Consider the following 19,502-nt stretch of genomic DNA (forward strand, 5'->3'; position numbering starts at 1 on the left):
ATTGCTATCCCGGAAGTTGCTTTTTCAGTGCTTCCAGAGAAGCCCAACGGTTATCAACTGGAGTTTCAGGAATATCATCAGAATTATCTATGGTACTACTTACAGGAATACCTGGACAATTGCGATCGCACAATTGGCGCTGAGGTACTGCCAAGCACATCTGCTCATACAACCATTCGTTGGGATGAAAATAACCATCGGGTGGCAGAGTTTCAAGCAACTCTTCCATAATCACTTCCCGCTCTAGGGGCAAGTCATTTACTTGATTTGCAGTTTCGTCTAACCAGATGATTTCTTTGGTATCAAGCCCTAAGCGGCGATTGTATTGCTGCAAGCAGCGATTGCAGGTACAAGTAATAATTGTTTCTGCCTGAGCGGATACTTCCAGATAACTGCCATGATGCTCCACGCGCACATGACCGCGAACTGGTGTTAACGTTTCCAGACCAGGCAGAAATTCCTCAATTTGAACTTCCTCTGTCCGCTCCGGGGCTTTGGTTAGCTGCGGAATATAAATTGCGTCCATAGGATTTGTGAGACATCCTCACGAAAATTAATGGTCATTATCAGCAATAATACTGATACTACATCTTTATTTTAGCTTTTAGGAACAAGATAAATTTTGAAATTATCTAGTGATGAGCTTCATTAACTCCTAACTCTTGTACAGACGCGATTAATCGCGTCTCTCCTAACCACTAACTTCTTCCAACGAAGCTGGCCGCACAACCAGATGACGATGCGGCTCTTTACCACGACTAAAGGTTTCCAAATCTCCAAATTCCTTCAAGAAGGTATGGATTTGTCGCCTTTCAGCAGAACTGAGGGATTTGATTTCCACTTCTCTACCAGAAAAGCGCACTTCATCGGCTGCGGCTTCTGCTAATGTGCGAATTTCGGCTTCTCTTTTGACCCGGTAGCCATTCAATTCAATGGTGTAAGAGGCTTGTTCCTCTGGGGGTTGGCTCAGGTTTAAAACCGAATTTGCTAGATACTGAACTGCGTCTAGCACAGAACCATCAGTACCAATTAATACCTGGATTTGTTCTGTCGTCAAATTAGTTTGATCGATTGTCAACCAGTAATTATCTGGTTCTGGGGAATCGCTGTCTTGAGATTGGGTAGTTTCTAAATGACCCTGAATCTCAGCAGGTACTCCAGTGAGTTCCAGCAGGGTTTTTAACCACTGCTGACCTCGCTGCATCGAAATGTTGCTCATGATCCCCCTGTAGCCTTTTTCTTAGAACTTTTCGGTTCAAAAGGCAATGCTTTTTGTTCGATGACTGTTGTTTCTTTCTCTTGGGTTTCTACAATTTTTTGCAGTTCTTCTGGTAGAGGTTCGCGGGAGAGAAGATAAGTTTGTGCAGTTTGGAAAATGTTACCAATCACCATATACATCAGCACCCCAGCTGGTAGGGGGAAGAACAAAAACATCCCAGAAAATATGACTGGAGTGATTTTGTTAACTGTATCTTGCTGCGGATTGCCACCACTGGAATTTTGCCCAGAAAGCATTTGGCTAACATAAAGGCTGATTCCAAAGAAGACAATCATGGCGACAATATCCCAGTGGATTGTGCCATCTGGATCTTGTGCGCCAACTCTGCCTAAAGCATCAATGAATAGAAAGCCTTTTTCTGCTGCTAGTCCAGGAATTGTTCCTTGAATGCTAACTTCTCCTGGTTGCAAGGCTTCTACATTGCCATCAGCATCAATTTTTATCCGATCTTCGCCTTTGGTGACTTTCCAATCAGGAATTAGCTTATTTTCTGGGTGTTCTGCTAAGAGTACCTGAAATGGTTTGCCTTCAACAGTCTGATATTGGATCTTAGTTTGTTCTCCCACAGCTAGTTTGTTACCACTGGGAAGGATTGCAGCTACTTTAACGTGTTCCCCATCCGCAACATAAATATTTTGGGGAGCAGTAGCAAAGGCTTGGGGTTGAATTTGCTCGATTTGTTCTGCGGGAAGGATTTGCAGGTTAACGCTGTAGTTTGCACTTGCAAAAGGCGAACCCCGCAAAGTAGCAAACAGCGCTAATAAGACCGGCATTTGTACTAGTAACGGAAAACAGCCTGCCAAGGGGTTGCCAAATTCTTTTTGGACATTGACCATTTCCTCTTGCTGCTTTTGCGGTTCATCCTTATAGCGCTCTTTAATTTCTGCCATCCGCTTCTGCATCAGAGGTTGTACAATTCGCATCTTCCGCATGTTGCGAATTGAGCCAGCACTCAGGGGATAGAGCGCGAAGCGGACTATCAATGTCAAAGCAACGATCGCCAATCCGTAGCTAGGCACTATACCATAGAAAAAATCTATGATTGGCAGCATCACGTTGTTCGAGAGAAAGCCGATACCAAAATCCATTATTCTGAATTCAACCTGAGGTACTGTAAACTGACTGAATCTAATTTATCTAAATCATAAATTATGTGCGACTACCCTTCGCTACGGATAGCCGCACATTCAAATGGGAATTGGGAATTGGGCATTGCTTCCCCTGCTTCCCCTGCTCATCACTTGTTAGCAGCCACGGTATATTCGGGGTTTTTCGCAGCAATTCTTTCATTAATGTAGTCATAGACTTCCCGAAATTTGGGAATTGCACGCAATTCGAGACGACTGCCGTTTTTTAGGGTTAGTACCATATCTCCCCACAAGCCAATGCCACGGGGGATTGTGACAACTTTGACTATTTCTGAGTAAATTATGTCAGTGCGATCGCGCCCCTGCCAACCTCCGATTACGGTAACTCGGCGGTCGGTGATGCGGAAACGCAGCCACAATGCTCTGACAATTGCCCCGACTGTTAAGGGTATCCCAACAATGGTTAGCCCAATTATCAGGTTGACAATTAAATCCCCAATATGGGGGCCACCTTCATAATAAACATCTTCACGAATTCCCATCGAACACCTCAGCTTGTGCCAACAACTGCTCTAATTCTTGCAGAAATTGTGGGCTTACGCACTTAGATTCTGCTGCTGTGGGTTTGACAATGAACACTAATCGCCATCCTGGTGATAATTTTGGCAGCAGATTATATAAAGCAGAAGTAATTTGGCGTTTGATTCGGTTGCGAACCACTGCCCTTTTGCTGACTTTTGTGCTTATGGAAATGCCAATGCGGATGCTGGCAAGATGCACAGGGTCACTTGGTTGTGTAGTTTGAGTGGCAGTGTCCAAAGAAGGTTTTCTTGAACACAAAGGCTTTAAAGCTCTCAATGTTAAATGAGAGCCATTGCGCCGAATTCCTTCCCGGAAAACTGCCTGAAAATCTTTGCGCGATTTTAGTCGATTTGCTTTAGGCAAAGCCACAGATGCTCTTTTAGCTAAATATGCCCTAAACGCTCAAACGGTGACGGCCCTTTTTTCTCCTAGCTCTAATTACGTTTCTACCATCTGGTGTCCGCATTCTGGCGCGAAAACCAGAGGTTCTTTTTCTCTTACGGCTAGTACCGCCTAGTGTTCTTTTCATACTGTTCTCCTCTTAGGTGATTTTTATAAAAACTCACAATCTCTGATTGTATCACTTTTTTAGTGAATTGGGAATTGGGCATTGGTTCTTCTCCCTGATCTCCCTCATCTCCCTTTGCTCTCCACTTCCCACTCTTAATTGAAGCTCAAAATCCATGTTCCCAGGTAACGCAGTAGTGGCACATCACCAGGGGAAAGTACTTGACAGCGAAAATAGAAAACTCCACCGAAGGCTGGGTTTTTCACGTTAGATAAGACTACCTCAACTGCACTACCTGCTGGTACTGGCTCTTGGGGAAAAATATTAATCAGCTTACCTTCTTTGTCCCACTTCACCTCAGAAAGCGGAACCGCTTTGCCTTTGACTCGGACTTCAATTTTTTTCTGGTCAAAAGTTCCTTTGTAATAATCAGGGTAAGTAATGGCAAATTGACCAACTGCTAATTTCATTTTTTGGGCTGGAATCCTTAATATGTATCGATCCCAACCATTAGCTTGCCCACCAAAATCTAATCTAAAAGGCAGCTGATTTTCGGCTTTTACGCCGCTAAACAGCGTAAATCCAGGTAAACTTTGTGCCCAAGTTAGGGCTGGAAATCCAGTCACTAGACAGCTAGTCACGGCTAAAGCGGAAAGTAAACGTCGCATAATTGAGCTTCCTCTACCAAAAAATAAATCTGTTATCTAAAATAACCGTGTGTTAGTATTCGTTACTAAAGTTTACTACTCACTTCCTGACAATTGACGTTCAGTAACAACAAAAAGTGCCATCCTCCCTGATGTTTGGACGGCAGTAAAATTGCTTAGTTATAGATATTACATAGAATTAATTTAATTCATTACCCTTATAGAGTGCTGATTTGATGGCTAAATTGGTCAAATTTTGAACTCAATAGAAACACAGTTGGGATTGGATTGTGTTTCTAAATATGTATAAGTGTATCTAAATTTGAGAATTTTGTTATAAAAATTGAGGTGTGGCATCAGCGATCGCCAGTTAACTTGGGCTAAATTGATTAAAATAAGTTGGAATCGAAGTCGTAATCATTAAAATTTGATTGGGAATTTATCAAGCTTTCAAAATTCGGTCAATATTACTCTATAAGAAAGGAATACCAAAATTTCTCAATCCCGAAAATAAGTTGAAGATAAAGATGCAAAATTTGGGAATCAATTTAGGATGTGCAATACATAACCCTGTTTGCAACTATCTAAAAATATGACATCTGCGAGCGGCAAAGTCAGGCTTTGCCTGGATAGCTAAGAGTGGGAGAGGAAAGTTTCAAGGTTCAATCTACAAGTAAAAGTCATGGTTGATGTTCCTGCCTAAGTACTATGAATGCGGGATATCCCTTATCTAGACAATCGCTTACTTGGCAGAGATTAGGTATTTATCTTCAGGAGATTTCATGAGAATAGCAGTTGCTAAAGAAATTGAAGTTTGTGAACGTCGTGTGGCATTAATTCCTGACACCGTTGCTCGATTGGTAAAACAAGGTTTGGAAGTTTGGGTAGAAACAGGTGCAGGAGAGCGATCTTTTTTCAGCGATCCTGACTATGAAGCCGCAGGAGCCACGATAATCAGCGATACTGCCAAATTATGGGGCGAAACAGATATTCTGCTGAAAGTCAGCCCACCACAAGAACGAGAAGATGGACGTTCAGAAGTTGATTTGTTGAAGGAAGGGGCTGTATTAGTCAGTTTCCTCAATCCTTTAGGAAATCCTGTTGTGGCACAGCAACTAGCAAATCGGAAAGTCACAGCCTTGAGTATGGAGATGATTCCCCGTACCACCAGGGCGCAAAGTATGGATGCTTTGTCCTCGCAAGCTTCATTAGCAGGTTACAAGGCAGTATTAATTGCGGCAGCCGCATTACCGAAATATTTCCCAATGTTAACCACAGCCGCCGGGACGATCGCTCCAGCGAAAGTATTTATTATGGGTGCTGGTGTCGCCGGTTTGCAAGCGATCGCCACAGCTAGACGTTTGGGAGCAGTGGTAGAAGCCTTTGATATCCGTCCCGCCGTTAAAGAAGAAGTGCAAAGCTTAGGGGCAAAATTCGTTGAAGTCAAATTAGAAGAAGAAACCGTCGCTGCTGGCGGTTACGCCAAAGAAATTTCTGAGGCTAGCAAACAACGAACCCAAGAAGTTGTCGCCGAACACATCAAAAATTCTGATGTGGTGATTACCACCGCTCAAGTACCTGGAAGACAAGCACCACGGCTCGTTACAGAAGAAATGGTGGCACAAATGAAACCAGGTTCAGTAATTGTGGATTTAGCTGCTGAACAGGGTGGTAACTGCGCCTGTACTGAACCAGGTAAAGATATTGTGTGGAACGGTGTGACAATTATCGGCCCCATCAATCTCCCATCATCAATGCCAATTCACGCCAGCCAATTGTATGCCAAGAACGTTACGTCATTGATGCAACTGCTAATTAAAGACAAAGCTTTACAGGTAGACTTTAGCGACGACATCGTTGATGCGGCTTGCGTTACCCACGCTGGTGAAATTCGCAATCAACGAGTGCGCGATGCGCTACAAGCTTTGAATACTCAACAACCGGCGGTTAATTAGGGACTAGGAATTTTAGATTTTAGATTTTGGATTTTAGATTGGAATTCAATCCAAAATTGTCAATCCAAAATCCAAAATTGAATCGCCTAATGCCAATTTATACAAGGAGTTTTGATTTCATGACAGAGGCATTACTTGCTGCTTTGTTTGTATTTGTGTTGGCATCTTTTATCGGCTTTGAAGTCATCAACAAAATCCCACCGACTCTACACACACCCTTAATGTCAGGCTCAAACGCGATTTCTGGCATTGCGGTACTTGGAGCAATAGTTGCTGCTGGTGCGAGAGATACAAGTGTATCCGTAATTCTCGGTTTGATTGCTGTAGTATTAGCAACAATCAACGTTGTGGGTGGTTTTTTAGTGACAGACAGAATGTTGCAAATGTTCAAGAAGAAGGAGATTAAGGCGTGAGCGACTTTTTACCAACTGGCATTCAGCTGACGTACTTAGTCGCTGCATCGTTATTCATTCTGGGCTTGAAAAAGCTGGGATCACCTGCTACTGCGAGAAACGGTAATATTGTAGCGGCTGTGGGGATGCTACTGGCGATCGCAGCGACAATGCTCGATCAGCATGTGTTGAACTACGAGATGATATTGTTGGGCTTGGCTATAGGATCGTTGATTGGTGCGATCGTTGCCTACAAAGTCCAAATGACCGAAATGCCCCAAATGGTGGGTTTACTCAACGGCTTGGGCGGTGCAGCTTCGGCATTAGTCGCCGTTGCCGAATTCTGGCGGTTATTAGATAGTTCGCAGGCGATACCGCTAGATGTGAACATTTCTATGTTATTGGACGTGTTAATTGGTGGTGTTACCTTTACAGGTAGTTTTCTCGCCTTTGCCAAATTGCAAGGTTTAATTAGCGGTTCCCCGATTACATTTCCATTCCAGCAACCATTTAACCTCTTGCTTCTGGGTGCTTATTTGGTAGGTAGTGCCTATTTAATCATCACACCAGATAGCTTACCCATATTCTTGGGAGTGGTTGGCGTTTCATTAGTGCTGGGTGTGATGTTCGTCATCCCCATTGGTGGCGGCGATATGCCGGTGGTAATCTCGCTGTTGAACTCATTGTCAGGTGTGGCGGCGGCGGCAGCTGGTTTCGTGGTGATGAACAATATGTTAATCATCGCTGGTGCTTTGGTAGGAGCCTCCGGGTTAATCCTCACCGAAATTATGTGTAAGGCAATGAACCGCTCCCTATTTAGTGTGCTGTTCAGCGCTTTTGGTACAGGTTCTAGTTCTGGTGGTGCTGCTGCTAGTGGTGGTGCAACCGATCAAACCGTCCGCAGTATCGATCCTGAAGAAGGGGCGATGATGTTGGGTTATGCCCGTTCTGTGGTGATTGTGCCTGGTTATGGTATGGCAGTTGCCCAAGCACAACACAGTGTGCGGGAATTGTCAGATCAGTTAGAAAAAATGGGCGTTGATGTCAAGTATGCCATTCACCCCGTTGCTGGGAGAATGCCGGGGCACATGAATGTGTTACTTGCAGAGGCAAATGTGCCTTATACCCAGTTGTACGACATGGATGATATTAATCCCCAGTTTGAGCAAGCAGATGTGGCTTTAATAATTGGGGCAAATGATGTGGTAAATCCGGCGGCGCGGAGTGATAAAAATAGCCCGATTTATGGGATGCCGATTTTGGAAGTAGATCGGGCGAAGCAGACGATTGTAATTAAGCGCGGGATGAGTACGGGTTTTGCCGGTGTAGATAATGAGTTGTTCTACAAGGATAAAACTACGATGCTTTTTGGTAGCGCTAAGGATATGGTGGCGAAGTTGGTTTCGGAAGTGAAGCAACTTTAACGAACCGAGAAGGAACGGAGGGCGCGAAGTAAAGAAAGAATTAGAGAGTTTATTTGCCTTGGGGGTGTGATATTCCCAGGGCAAGTTTTTTTGTTGGGGAATTACCTCATGCAAAGAAGACTTTAAGAACTGTGAGTGTTGGCTGTTAATCTAAGCTCGAATTTGGGAAATTTATAAATATAGGCACAATATAGTTAGCGATAAATTTATGAATAGCTCTAACTCAGAAGTAACTTTAGAATCTTTGGCATTGCGGATTTCACAGTTAGAACTGGAACAGGATCTCCGACGAAAAAATATTGCTTGGCTAAAACAGTATTTTGATGAATTTAAACAAGAATTTAACAATAGGACTGAATTAGAGCAGATTGAAATCATACAACAAGATATCGCATCTTTAATTACACAAGTCGCAAAAGTACAACAGCCCCTCAATCATCTGTCTAATATTAGTGAAAATTTAGATAATAGTGAGGTATCAATTGAGGAAGCGAATTTAGATTATCCTGAAGTAGTGAATCATGTTTTTGAAATGGTTGAGCAGCAAGAAAGTCAAGCAGATTTGGTAAAACCAGTTATTAATTATGAAAGTAAGCAAAAGGAGGAAATTGATGTAGCCAAGGAAGAGATAGAAAATAGCGCTGTTTTTAGGGATTTAGAATTTAAGATTGAGAGGACAATGTGGCTAGTTAACATAATTTATGCAGCACAGGAAGACAGCCATAACTTCCCTATTGATGCAGAAGAATTTTGGCGGCTGTATAAATTAGGAAAACGTGATTTTAACGGAATTAATCTGGCTGGAGTCAATTTGAGTGGAACAGGTTTAGCAGATGGGGTTAACCTAAGTCAAGCAAATTTGACAAATGCTAATCTAACTAATGTCAAGTGGAGTAAAGTCAATTTGAGTGGTGCAAATCTTCGAGGAGCAAATAGCAGCAAAGGCAACTTTTCTCAGGCCAATTTGAGTGAAGCTGATTTAAGTTTTGCAATCCTAACTCATGTCGATCTTAGTTCTGCTAACATAATTCGTGCAAACTTCCAAGGAGCAGATATCAGTGAAGCTAACTTATCTCATGCCAATTTGACTGAAGCTAAATTAAATGAAGCATACCTTCACAAAACACAACTTAAGTCAGCAAATTTAGAGAAAGCAACACTTATAAAAACTAATCTTAGTAAAGCTGATTTAAATGGAGCATATTTACGGGAAGCGAACTTAAGCGAAGCTAATCTCAGTAGTTCTCAACTCTATGGAGGAGTCAATCTCAGTATGGCTAATCTGCAAGGGGTAAATTTAAGTGGAGCAAATATGAGACAAGCGAAGCTCATGAGAGCAGACCTAAGTAATGCTAATATGAGTCAAGTCAATTTACTAGAAGCGAACTTAGAAGGAGCAAAGCTTCAAGGAACAAATCTAAATTATAGCTTTTACGACTCAACAACTATCTTCCCCACAGAATTTGATGCTGCTGCAAGTGGGGCTTATTTAATTGCTCCTGGCTCATCGCTAAATAATGCTAACTTGGCAGGTGTAAACTTAAGTGATGTGAATTTATCTGAAGCAGATTTACAAGGAGCAGACTTAAGTGAAGCGAATTTAGAAGGAGCTAACTTAAGTAACGCTAACTTGAGTGATGCAAAACTCACTAAGGCTAATTTAAAAAATGCAAAGTTCAGTTATGCAAATATGAATAAAGTCCACTTAAGTGGAGCCAATTTGACAAACTTAAGTATGGTTGCTGCTAATTTAGAAGGAGCTAACTTAAGTCAAACAAATCTTAGTAATGCAAATTTAACTGCTACAAATCTGAGTGGAGCAAATCTAATACAGTCAAGGTTGTATGGAGCTATACTAACTGCCGTAGACCTCAGTCAAGCAAATCTTAGTGGTGCTACGGTATCCGATGGCGGTGGTGTTTCTGGTTTGAATTTAGCGGGTGCTAACTTAACAGGTGCTAATCTGACAGCAGTACGCCTTCTTGGGAACCTCTCAGGAGCAAATTTTACCTCCGCAAATCTCAGAGCAGCAAAGCTTGAGAATGCTAACCTCAGTGAGGCAAACTTCTCTTTAGCAGATTTAAGTGGAGTGAATCTGAAAGATACAAAGTTAGAAAAAGCCAACTTAAAAGATGCAAATATGAGTGGAGCAGATTTATACCGTGCAACTCTAGCTGGTGCAATTATGCCAGATGGTACAATCCACGATTAGACTTTGATGCATTTAACCAAAAGAGCGATCGCCTGCAAAATCTCCAGTGTGCGATCGCTCTCTTTTTCCTCTGCGTTCTCTGCGCCTCTGCGGTTGGTTAAAAAGAGCGATCGCTTGCAAAATCTCTATTGTGCGTAGGCGAAGCCAGCCCTTGGCGAAGCCTCTTGTAGAGAAGGCATTGCTCTTGACAATATAATTAAGACTGCGGTGTAACATTGCGCGGATTAACAACTACAATCGCAGAAAAACGTTTAAAGTCATCAATATTAAATGTAAGGAGATGTGTAATCTGGTGCGTTATCATCGCTGCAACTAAGCGTGTATCATGCACCTGTTTTCCCATGACTTGATATTTAACAATTAGACATTCCCACTCACCAAAAATTGCAGGTGTATCAAGGTGTAGTATAAATATCTTCTTGAGTTTCTCAGTTTCTTCTAATGCTTGAGCCGTGGATAAACCTAAACCATTACTATTAATTGGTCTTGTAGCAACAGCCCAAAACTCAATGATATTCTGTGGAATTATATATAATAATTCCACTTGCCTCTTGAGCATCAAGATGGCTCTTTGAGTATCAAAGTGCATTGGGCTATTCTTTTGTACCAAACGCAGCAAAATATTAGTATCCACCAAATAGCTCATAACATTTCATCTTCTCTGGTGTAAATACTCTCTCGACTAATCGCTGCATCTGAAAGTGCTGGCGCTAAAGAAAAAGCAGGACTATTTATTAAATCTGTTAATATAGCTTCCCATTCTTCCTGAGTTGATACTTGATAAAAAAAACTTTCTTCATGGCTGGCTAAACTGTTTTCAATCAGAGATGCAAGATAAGCTTCTACCGATAAACCTTGTGCAGCAGCTTCAGCAATGAGACGAGCCTCTATTTCTGGTTTCAATTGCAACTGTATGGTCATTTGTTGTCTCCTAATTCCCTGAGTTGTAGAAGCCTTCATCTGGATAATGGCAAAAGTTTTCTCCCTCTAAGTCAGAGAATATATCTAATTCACTACCAGGTGCATAATCTGCAATAGCTGTCACTGCCGCTAGTGTTAATTGGCGTTTTTGCTCATCTTTGGTAAGTGAGTTTTTTTCTTGAAGAACCAATTGCAGGGCTGACTCAGCTATCTTCAGGCGATCGCTTATGCTCAGGTTTGGGAGTGCTTGGAGAATTTCTTTAGTTTCCATATTAATTTATAGAGCAACTTATATTACTAATGCTAGTGAAATTATAATAAGCGATCGCCTGAAAAATCTCCACAGTGCGTAGGCGTTCGCGTAGCGTCTCGTAGAGAAGCCCGCCAAAGGCATTGCCTGCAAAATCTCTACTCTGTGATTATGATTAATTTGGAAAAAAATCAGAATCTAAGGTTTCATCAACAGAAAAAGGATAGTCTTTAGGAAAAATAGACAGAGGAAGCCCTGTTTCAATAGATGCTTCTTTTCTAGCGTGTTGGTAACAACTGTCAAAAACTTCCGTGTAATAGTATTTTAAGCTAGGACTATCTACAAATGCTTCTTGTAATCTTTGACGATGTTCATAGATTGTATATAACCAGCTATTAGATCGGTTCTGGGGTTGAAATTTGTATTTGAGAAGGTGCATTAAAAGCACTCTAAGATTACTCCTTAAAGCATTTTTATCACTTCTACCCATACTTTCAATTTCTTCAATTAAATTTTCTAACTCTAATTCTAAAAATTTTTTGTTTTTTAATAAATCAACAGTGTGTTCTAACCACAAATGATAATCTTGTGCATAGAGACTATTGGTTTTAGGAACAGATTGATTGCTCATAATCTTCTCCTTTATGGATATATAATTTTAACATTACTTCTTTTATTTCAGAATGTGCGTTAGCGTAGCTTACGGCTGATATCGCATTTTTCTTTGCGCCTCCGCATCAGACAAAAAAGCGTAAAGATATGCGTAGTGTTACCTAGAAAATGCTACCGCAGGCATCGCTAACCCCTAAATTGTCCGTTTTATCGGGATTTCTATCCAGAACTCACAGCCTTTACCCGGTTCAGAAACACACTTGATATTACCGCCGTGTTTTTCCACAATAATTTGGTAACTAATAGATAACCCTAAGCCAGTACCTTGTCCAGGTTGTTTGGTAGTAAAGAAAGGTTCAAAAATGCGCGATCGCATCATCTCTGGAATCCCACAACCATTGTCAGCGATACAAATCCGAATAGTATTTTCTTCAATGACTTCTGTACGAATCAAAATTTTAGGATTATCAATTATTTTTCCTGCTTTTTCTGAGTTTTCCAGTGCATCGATCGCGTTGTTGAGAATATTCATAAATACCTGATTCATCTGGGCTGCATAGCAGACTACTAGAGGCAATTCACCATATTGTTTAACTACCTCAATGGCAAAAGAATTAGTCTGTGATTGCAGTCGATGTTGTAAAATGAGCAACGTACTATTGATGCCTTCATGAAGATCAACGGGTTTTATTCCTGCTTCATCAAGTCGGGAAAAAATTCGTAACGACAAAACTAGTTGAGAGATCCGCTCTGCCCCCATCTTCATTGAAATTAGAATTTTGGGCAAGTCATCACTAATAAAATCCAAATCCAGTACTGCTGCTTGCTTTTGAATTTCCCCTGTTGCCTTAGGATACTGTTTCTGATACAGGCGCAGTAATTTAAATAAATTTTCGGTATGTTCCTTAACATAAGTCATGTTGCCGTAAATAAAACTAATCGGGTTGTTAATTTCATGTGCTATACCAGCAACTAACTGCCCTAAACCTGCCATTTTTTCACTTTGAATCAACTGGCTCTGAGTGTCCTGTAATTCTTTGAGAGTCTGGGTAATTTCTTCTTTTTGACGTTGAGTTTGTTCGAGTAATTCCGCTTGCTGAAGTCCTACCCCTAACTGAGTACCAATCTGCATCAGCAAATCTACCTCATCTTCTTGCCAATCACGGGGTTTGATATTTTGATAAGCTGCTAATAATCCCCAGAGTTTCTCACCTTGAAAAATCGTCACAATGATGTATGCCCTAGCCTGCATTAGCTCAATTAGGGCAATATAAGGAATAGAATAATCAGTGCTGTAAATATCCTTAATAACAAGAGTTTTAGCATTAGCAAAATCTCCGCCTTGGGTTTCTTGCAAGTAATTACTTGCGTAGGCGTAGCCCGTCGTAGACATCGCAGCTACAATTTTCTTTACTGGTGTCCAACCTTGGGCTAAAGACTCAGCAACAAATTCGCCACTCCAATCAGCCCGGAATCGATAGATTGTCACTCGATCAACTTCCAATAACCGCCGGACTTCTTCTGTGCTGGTGGCAAAGATGGTATGAATATCAAGAGACTGGCGAATTTTCTCCACTGTTGTGGCTAATGCTTTCTCTCTTTCGGCCGCTTTAGCAAGTTTTTGCGCCTGCACCTGCATCTGTTTTAATGACTCGGCTTGCTGTAATGCTACTCCCAATTGAACGCCGACTTGCGCCAATAAGTTGATTTCCTCATCTTGCCAATAACGGGGCTGGGAGTTTTGATAAGCTACTAGCAATCCCCACAACTTCTCGCCCTGAGAAATTGGTACAAAAGCTTCATTCCGTGCATACTTACCCGCTTTCTTTTTTTGGACAAGAACGCCTTCTGTTACTGGCTGCGGCTTAACCATTGGTATCCAGCCATCAACAATGGAATCGGCGACAAACTCGCCACTCCAATCAGGATAAAAGCGGTAAATTGCAACTCGTTCCACTTCTAATAGCCGCCGGACTTCTTGAGTAGTGGTTTTAAAGATGGCTTCAATTTCCAAAGACTGACGAATTTTTTCTACGGTGTTCGCCAACGCCCTTTGTCTTTGGGCAGCTTTGCTGATCTCTGCTGCTTGGATTTGCATTTGTTGAATAAATTCTGCTTGCTGCAAAGCCACACCTAATTGCGTGCCCACTTGGGTAAGCAAGTAAACCTCATCTTTTTGCCAATCACGGGTTCCAGAGTTCTGGTACACTGCTAGCAAGCCCCAGAGTTTCTGACCGTGGTAAATGGCAATGATTACATAAGCTCTTGCCTGATAAATTTCTAAAATTTTAATGTAGCAGTCGCTAAAGCCGGAATTGTAAATATCATTACAAATCCGGTATACTTCAGAACTGGTAAAGCTACCACCTTCGGTATCTTGTAAGTAGGTGTCAGCAATTGGGGGTTTAGCTAAATCTTTGGCGCTACATTCACTGACATTTTCACTCAATTCCGGCCGATGCAATTGTTCATTGATGAGGGAAATCCAACCCTCTGCCACTGATTCAAACACGAATTCACCACTCCAATCGGGATTGAAGCGATAAATAGCCACGCGGTCAGCATTTAGCAGCTGCCTAAGTTCTCCGGTAGTTGTGTGGAAAATGCTTTTTAAGTCTAGAGACTGACGAATTTTCTCAATAGTGATGGCTATGGTTTTCTGCCATTGGGCTGCTTTTTCTCTGGCTATTGCTTGTGCTAGCTGTGCCGATTGGAGTTTTACTTGTTCGAGGTAATCTGCTTGTTGCAAAGCAACTCCTAGATGTTCAGCAATGAGTTGCACAAACTCAATTTCTGATGCTTCCCATTGGCGAGGACTACTACACTGATGAATACACAGCAATCCCCATAAATCTTTACCTTTCATCAAGGCGGCAGCTATATTGGCACGAACTTGGAATCTTTCTAGCATCTGGACGTGACAATCACTGACACTAGCTTCATATATATCAGCCATTACTTTGAGGCAACCGTGCTGATATAATTCTGCAAACTCCACAGCAAAGCAGTGGTCGTGCAGTTTAGCTGCTAGTACCGAACCCCATTCTGCTCCCACATCTTCATAGATAAATTCTCCTTCCCATCCCAAATCGGGATAAAAACGAAACACACTAACCCGATCGCTTTTCAGAAGCTGACGAACTTCAGTGACTGTAATTTTGAAGATAGTTTCGATGTCTAGAGACTCACGGATGCGGGCAATAACTCCAGACAAGGCTTTTTGTTGCTCATTCTGACGCAGGGAGAATGTCACATCTGAATTTGGTTCTATGGGTTGAATAGTAGAGGAGTTTTCCATTCCCAGTGGGACTTTAAATATTGAAAATCTTCTATCTCATGATTCCCGTTGCGATCGCAAAGGTAACAGTTATTTCCTTAGAATGCCAAAAAACAATGTAGGGACACGATATTATCGTGTCCCTACAAGAACATTTTTCAACCACGAAAAAATTATCGCCGCTTGGGAGTGGCGCTGCGGCTGGTGCGTTTCTCTTCATCTCGGCGACGGCGATCGCGCCAATCTGCCACGGTTAAATAACCAATACCACCAGTGACTACTACGAGCAGCACTATGGCTACTAAAGTTAAAATACTCAAAAATGGACTTTCCACAATGCCTCTACAGTCCGTTACGTCCCCAAACTACCATTGCAATTGACCAAGTGAACACAACTAACAGCGCTACCCAACCTAGTGTCAAAATCTCCATAGTCCCGCTTTTCAAATAATTACAACAGGTTTCTAATATTTATCATACAGGGATTGGGCAGGCTGAGATTTTTTTTATAAATTACATTGTAACTTGGGCGGGCGATGTCTACGATGGGCTATTCGGCATCGCAAAGGACACATCACCTTTCTTGGTAAACTAGTACCGCAAGGCGTAATTCGTAATTCGTAATTCGTAATTCGTAATAGAGCCTCCGGCACGCTCCGCGGTTTTCATGCCCAAAGGGCTGTACGTAATTCGTAATTACCATTGTGTAAGGGTTTTAGACATTTTATAAGAGTGGCTTATTTACTTGTTCTGTACTAGTACTTCAAGCATTAATAAAAATGAATGTAAAAAAATAGCGATCGCGCTTTCCCACTTGAAAGTTTGGGAATACTAGGGTTACGGGTATATATTCCAAATCTAGCAACCCCTAGTATCATGCCAACATTTTTCAACTATCCTTTCCACTCCAACGGTTTTATTCCCCACGGACATTGTTATCTCTGGCAAACTGGATTAGTTTGGCTCCACATTATTTCTGATGCCACGATCGCTCTGGCATATTATTCTATTCCCTTCCTACTGATTTACTTTATTTCCAAGCGCAAAGACGTGCCTTTTAATGGAGTTTTTTTGTTATTTGGTGCTTTTATCATTGCCTGTGGTACTGGACACTTAATGGATATTTGGACGCTTTGGTATCCAGACTATTGGATTGCAGGTGGTCTGAAAGCTTTAACTGCCATTATTTCTATATACACGGCATTTGCGTTATTTTATCTCATGCCTCAAGCTCTGACACTACCCAGCCCAGCGCAGTTAGAAGCGATTAATCAAGTCCTTTCAACAGAAATTGTCGAGCGCAAACGCATTGAGAAAGAACTACGCCTTGCAGAAGAAGTCGCTCAAAACTCCAGCCAAGCCAAGAGTGAATTTCTCGCTAATATGAGTCATGAACTACGCACACCTCTTAACGGCATCCTGGGCTATACACAAATTCTCCAACGCACAGAATCTTTAAGTGAAAAAGGACGCAAAGGACTCAGCATTATTTATCAATGTGGTTCTCATCTTTTAACCTTAATTAATGATGTTCTGGATCTCTCCAAGATCGAAGCCCGGAAGTTGGAATTGTATCCTGTTGATTTCTACTTGCCTGCCTTTATAGATAGCGTGACTGAAATTTGCCGCATCAGGGCAGAACAAAAAGTCATCGCATTTCACATTGAACTCGATCCTAATTTACCAACGGGTATTCATGCTGATGAAAAACGCTTGCGGCAAGTACTGATTAACTTACTTAGTAATGCCATGAAATTTACTCATCAAGGCAGTGTCACTTTCAAAGCTCAGGTTATCGATCAAGAATCAACTGCTAATGGAAAAACTAACTACAAAATTCGCTTTGAGGTAGTAGATACTGGCACTGGTATAACCCCTGACCAAGCTGAGAAAATCTTCCAGCCCTTTGAGCAAGTAGGGAGTCAGAAACGACAATCTGAAGGTACAGGCTTAGGATTAGCAATCAGCCAAAAAATTGTTTTGTTGATGGGTGGTCAAATTCAGGTGCAAAGTGAATTTGGCAAAGGTAGCACTTTCTGGTTTGAGGCAAAATTATCAGAATCTAAAGACTGGGCAAAGGTTTCTAGAGTAGTTGAGCAGGGAACTATTATTGGTTATCAAGGACAAAAGCGTACCATTTTAATTGCGGATGATAAATGGGAAAACCGATCGGTAATTGTAAATTTACTAGAGCCGATTGGGTTTACTGTTGTAGAAGCTAATAATGGTCAGGAAGGATGGGTACAGTCTATAGCTCACAAACCAGACATGATTATCACTGATTTGGTGATGCCGATATTGGATGGATTTGAGTTGATCGAACGTTTGCGTCAGTCTGGGGCATTTAAAGAGATTCCGATTATTGCTTCGTCAGCAAGTGTGTTTGCAGCCGACCAGCACAAGAGTATTGATGTAGGTGCAGATGCCTTTTTACCAAAGCCGATAGAAGCTGAAAATCTACTGGAAATGCTTCGACAGTTTTTGCAACTAGAATGGGTTTTTGAGGTTAAGGCAGACACGCTCAAAAAAATATCTAAAGATGGTTTGAATTCACAAAATGAGATGATTCATCCTAGTAAAGAGGTTTTGCAAGAGTTACTCGAACTAGCACAAGATGGCGATATTCAAAATATTTTAGAACTAGCTGAACAACTTTCTGCATCTGATGAACAGCTAAACATTTTTTTTCAGCAACTCATGCAGCTTGCTAGTAATTTCCAACTCAAGCGTTTGGAAACTTTTATTGAACAATACATCAATTAATTTCAGTTAAATTCCCATTTTCAATTCATCATGATCAAACCCCCAAATAACGGATTTATTTTAATTGTGGATGATAATCCGACAAATTTATCTGTCCTGTGTGCAGCACTTACTAGCGAGGGTTTTCGTTTCCGCGTTGCAGTCGATGGAGAAACTGCGATCGCTCAGGCTGAACGCAATCAACCAGAGTTGATTTTGCTGGATGTCCAAATGCCCGGTATTGATGGATTTGAAACTTGTCGTCGTCTCAAAGCCAATCCTGTCACCCAAAATATTCCGATTATTTTCACCACCGCCTTAGCGGATACGGAAAGCAAAACGAAGGGATTTTCTCTTGGCGCGGTAGATTATATCCCTAAACCGTTTGCACAAGAGGAAGTCATTGCTAGAGTGCGCGTACATTTAGAACTCAAACAATTGACTGAATCTTTGGAACAACAAGTTAGCGATCGCACCAAGGCTTTGCAACAAGCCCAAGTCCAACTGGTACAACAAGAAAAACTATCAACACTCGGAGAGTTAATCGCTGGTATTGGTCATGAAATCAACAACCCCATCAGTTTTATTTCCAGCAACATTCCACCCTTGAAAGAATATATTGCAGGAGTAACCGAATTACTCCTACTGTATGAACAAGAGTATCCCAATCCAACAGTTAAAATTAACACTGCTATTGAGGACTTGGATCTGAATTTCGTTCTCGAAGATATGGGAAAAATTGTGAACTCACTTCAGCTAGGAAGTGAACGAATTCAGAACCTTTCTAATTCACTCCGTAACTTCTCTCGCTCAGATAGTGATGCAAAAATACCTGCCGATTTGCACCAAGGACTAGATAGTACACTAATGATTTTGCAACATCGCCTCAAGGCTAATGGCGAGCGTCCTGGTATTGAAGTTATTAAAAGTTATGGTGTATTACCAGAAGTAAATTGCTATTTAGGGCAGATGAATCAAGTATTTATGAACATTCTGGCAAATGCAATTGATGCTCTTGATGAAGCTATAATGGCAGGCAAAATGAGCAATCTAATTGCTCAGATTAAAATTGCCACAGAAATAGATTCTGAAAAATTGGTTGTAATTCGGATTGCTGACAATGGAATTGGTATTCCTGAACGGCTGAAAAAACACTTGTTTGAGCCGTTGTTTACTACAAAAAACGTTGGTAAAGGCACTGGACTTGGCTTGTCGATCGCTTATGAAATAGTTGTAGAGAAACACAAAGGTATATTAGATGTAAATTCTCAACCAGGTATAGGAACCGAGTTTATCATCAAAATTCCCATACAATAGCAGCATTTAATTAATTACAAAGTTAGTCTAGGATTTATCATACTGGAAATCAGGAAAAATTTTCCCAATAGCCAATCCCTAATTTCTATATAGAGTGAACCCAACTTTAGATCCTCAATTAATGGCAGAACGCATAGAATCTCTAAAGGCTGGAATAGTTGGAGGTTTATCTGTGTGTTTTGCTTTTGTACTTTTCAGTCTCTTGAATACTCAGGGTTAGCGCGTCTCAAACCCTATTGACAGAGGGATTATGGCAGAGGGTCTGAGTTTGGGAGAGCCGCAGCCAAAACAGAAAC

Annotated in this window: 21 protein-coding genes; 6 read left to right on the top strand and 15 right to left on the bottom strand. The window is 41.5% G+C overall.

The genetic code is table 11. The features are described 5' to 3' along the window. Window positions 1-4: 4 nt before the first annotated feature. The 7 genes from HWQ36_RS11395 to HWQ36_RS11425 form a co-directional block, all read right to left on the bottom strand. On the bottom strand, window positions 5-526 hold the full coding sequence (locus HWQ36_RS11395) for a DUF177 domain-containing protein (protein WP_292702119.1): 522 nt from the start codon (window positions 524-526) through the stop codon (window positions 5-7). A 165-nt stretch (window positions 527-691) separates the two neighbouring features. Further along, complete coding sequence (locus tag HWQ36_RS11400) at window positions 692-1,219, bottom strand: R3H domain-containing nucleic acid-binding protein (RefSeq protein ID WP_292702122.1); 528 nt, start codon at window positions 1,217-1,219, stop codon at window positions 692-694. Next, on the bottom strand, window positions 1,216-2,367 hold the full coding sequence (gene yidC, locus HWQ36_RS11405; RefSeq protein ID WP_292702125.1) for a membrane protein insertase YidC: 1,152 nt from the start codon (window positions 2,365-2,367) through the stop codon (window positions 1,216-1,218). Before yidC ends, HWQ36_RS11400 begins: the two co-directional genes overlap by 4 nt. A gap of 149 nt (window positions 2,368-2,516) precedes the next feature. Further along, window positions 2,517-2,909, bottom strand: a complete 393-nt coding sequence (locus HWQ36_RS11410; RefSeq protein ID WP_292702128.1) for a PH domain-containing protein — start codon at window positions 2,907-2,909, stop codon at window positions 2,517-2,519. Further along, window positions 2,896-3,318, bottom strand: a complete 423-nt coding sequence (rnpA, locus tag HWQ36_RS11415; RefSeq protein WP_292702130.1) for a ribonuclease P protein component — start codon at window positions 3,316-3,318, stop codon at window positions 2,896-2,898. Before rnpA ends, HWQ36_RS11410 begins: the two co-directional genes overlap by 14 nt. A gap of 25 nt (window positions 3,319-3,343) precedes the next feature. Beyond that, a complete protein-coding gene (rpmH, locus tag HWQ36_RS11420) occupies window positions 3,344-3,478 on the bottom strand; it encodes a 50S ribosomal protein L34 (protein WP_012408291.1) in 135 nt (44 codons plus the stop codon). Window positions 3,479-3,612: 134 nt separating this feature from the next. Beyond that, a complete protein-coding gene (locus HWQ36_RS11425) occupies window positions 3,613-4,125 on the bottom strand; it encodes a DUF2808 domain-containing protein (RefSeq protein WP_292702134.1) in 513 nt (170 codons plus the stop codon). A gap of 761 nt (window positions 4,126-4,886) precedes the next feature. Between HWQ36_RS11425 and HWQ36_RS11430 the strand changes: the two genes are divergently transcribed. From HWQ36_RS11430 to HWQ36_RS11445, 4 genes are all read left to right on the top strand, one after another. Continuing rightward, entirely contained in the window at window positions 4,887-6,059 is a 1,173-nt protein-coding gene (locus tag HWQ36_RS11430) for a Re/Si-specific NAD(P)(+) transhydrogenase subunit alpha (protein WP_292702137.1), read from the top strand. 119 nt (window positions 6,060-6,178) lie between these two features. Continuing rightward, window positions 6,179-6,472 carry an NAD(P) transhydrogenase subunit alpha gene (locus HWQ36_RS11435; RefSeq protein ID WP_012408294.1) on the top strand — a complete coding sequence of 98 codons (294 nt, stop codon included), beginning with the start codon at window positions 6,179-6,181 and terminating at the stop codon, window positions 6,470-6,472. Next, window positions 6,469-7,875 (top strand): NAD(P)(+) transhydrogenase (Re/Si-specific) subunit beta, encoded by a 1,407-nt coding sequence (locus tag HWQ36_RS11440; protein ID WP_292702140.1) that lies wholly within the window; start codon window positions 6,469-6,471, stop codon window positions 7,873-7,875. The genes HWQ36_RS11435 and HWQ36_RS11440 overlap by 4 nt, the downstream gene beginning before the upstream one ends. A 208-nt stretch (window positions 7,876-8,083) precedes the next feature. Continuing rightward, complete coding sequence (locus HWQ36_RS11445) at window positions 8,084-10,087, top strand: pentapeptide repeat-containing protein (RefSeq protein WP_292702143.1); 2,004 nt, start codon at window positions 8,084-8,086, stop codon at window positions 10,085-10,087. Window positions 10,088-10,099: 12 nt separating this feature from the next. On the opposite strand, the gene HWQ36_RS11450 is transcribed toward HWQ36_RS11445, so the two are convergent. From HWQ36_RS11450 to petN, 8 genes are all read right to left on the bottom strand, one after another. Continuing rightward, complete coding sequence (locus tag HWQ36_RS11450; protein WP_292702148.1) at window positions 10,100-10,303, bottom strand: hypothetical protein; 204 nt, start codon at window positions 10,301-10,303, stop codon at window positions 10,100-10,102. Continuing rightward, window positions 10,284-10,733, bottom strand: coding sequence for a type II toxin-antitoxin system VapC family toxin (locus HWQ36_RS11455; protein ID WP_292702151.1), 450 nt, complete (start codon window positions 10,731-10,733; stop codon window positions 10,284-10,286). Before HWQ36_RS11455 ends, HWQ36_RS11450 begins: the two co-directional genes overlap by 20 nt. Beyond that, window positions 10,730-11,008 (bottom strand): hypothetical protein, encoded by a 279-nt coding sequence (locus tag HWQ36_RS11460; RefSeq protein ID WP_292702154.1) that lies wholly within the window; start codon window positions 11,006-11,008, stop codon window positions 10,730-10,732. The genes HWQ36_RS11455 and HWQ36_RS11460 overlap by 4 nt, the downstream gene beginning before the upstream one ends. A gap of 10 nt (window positions 11,009-11,018) precedes the next feature. After that, window positions 11,019-11,279, bottom strand: a complete 261-nt coding sequence (locus HWQ36_RS11465) for a hypothetical protein (protein ID WP_292702157.1) — start codon at window positions 11,277-11,279, stop codon at window positions 11,019-11,021. Between the two features lie 154 nt (window positions 11,280-11,433). Continuing rightward, window positions 11,434-11,889 (bottom strand): DUF29 domain-containing protein, encoded by a 456-nt coding sequence (locus tag HWQ36_RS11470; RefSeq protein ID WP_229497034.1) that lies wholly within the window; start codon window positions 11,887-11,889, stop codon window positions 11,434-11,436. Between the two features lie 174 nt (window positions 11,890-12,063). Then, a complete protein-coding gene (locus HWQ36_RS11475; RefSeq protein WP_292702161.1) occupies window positions 12,064-15,168 on the bottom strand; it encodes a GAF domain-containing protein in 3,105 nt (1,034 codons plus the stop codon). Window positions 15,169-15,320: 152 nt separating this feature from the next. Next, the gene (locus HWQ36_RS11480) at window positions 15,321-15,482 is read right to left on the bottom strand and encodes a hypothetical protein (RefSeq protein ID WP_292702163.1); all 162 of its coding nucleotides are present in this window, start codon (window positions 15,480-15,482) and stop codon (window positions 15,321-15,323) included. Window positions 15,483-15,489: 7 nt separating this feature from the next. Further along, complete coding sequence (petN, locus tag HWQ36_RS11485) at window positions 15,490-15,579, bottom strand: cytochrome b6-f complex subunit PetN (protein WP_017322509.1); 90 nt, start codon at window positions 15,577-15,579, stop codon at window positions 15,490-15,492. A 444-nt stretch (window positions 15,580-16,023) separates the two neighbouring features. Between petN and HWQ36_RS11490 the strand changes: the two genes are divergently transcribed. Next, window positions 16,024-17,910 carry an ATP-binding protein gene (locus HWQ36_RS11490; RefSeq protein WP_292702169.1) on the top strand — a complete coding sequence of 629 codons (1,887 nt, stop codon included), beginning with the start codon at window positions 16,024-16,026 and terminating at the stop codon, window positions 17,908-17,910. Between the two features lie 30 nt (window positions 17,911-17,940). After that, entirely contained in the window at window positions 17,941-19,206 is a 1,266-nt protein-coding gene (locus HWQ36_RS11495) for a response regulator (RefSeq protein ID WP_292702171.1), read from the top strand. Window positions 19,207-19,502 lie beyond the last annotated feature (296 nt).

It is taken from the genome of Nostoc sp. NMS2 (assembly GCF_017115105.1).
Lineage (GTDB): Bacteria > Cyanobacteriota > Cyanobacteriia > Cyanobacteriales > Nostocaceae > Nostoc.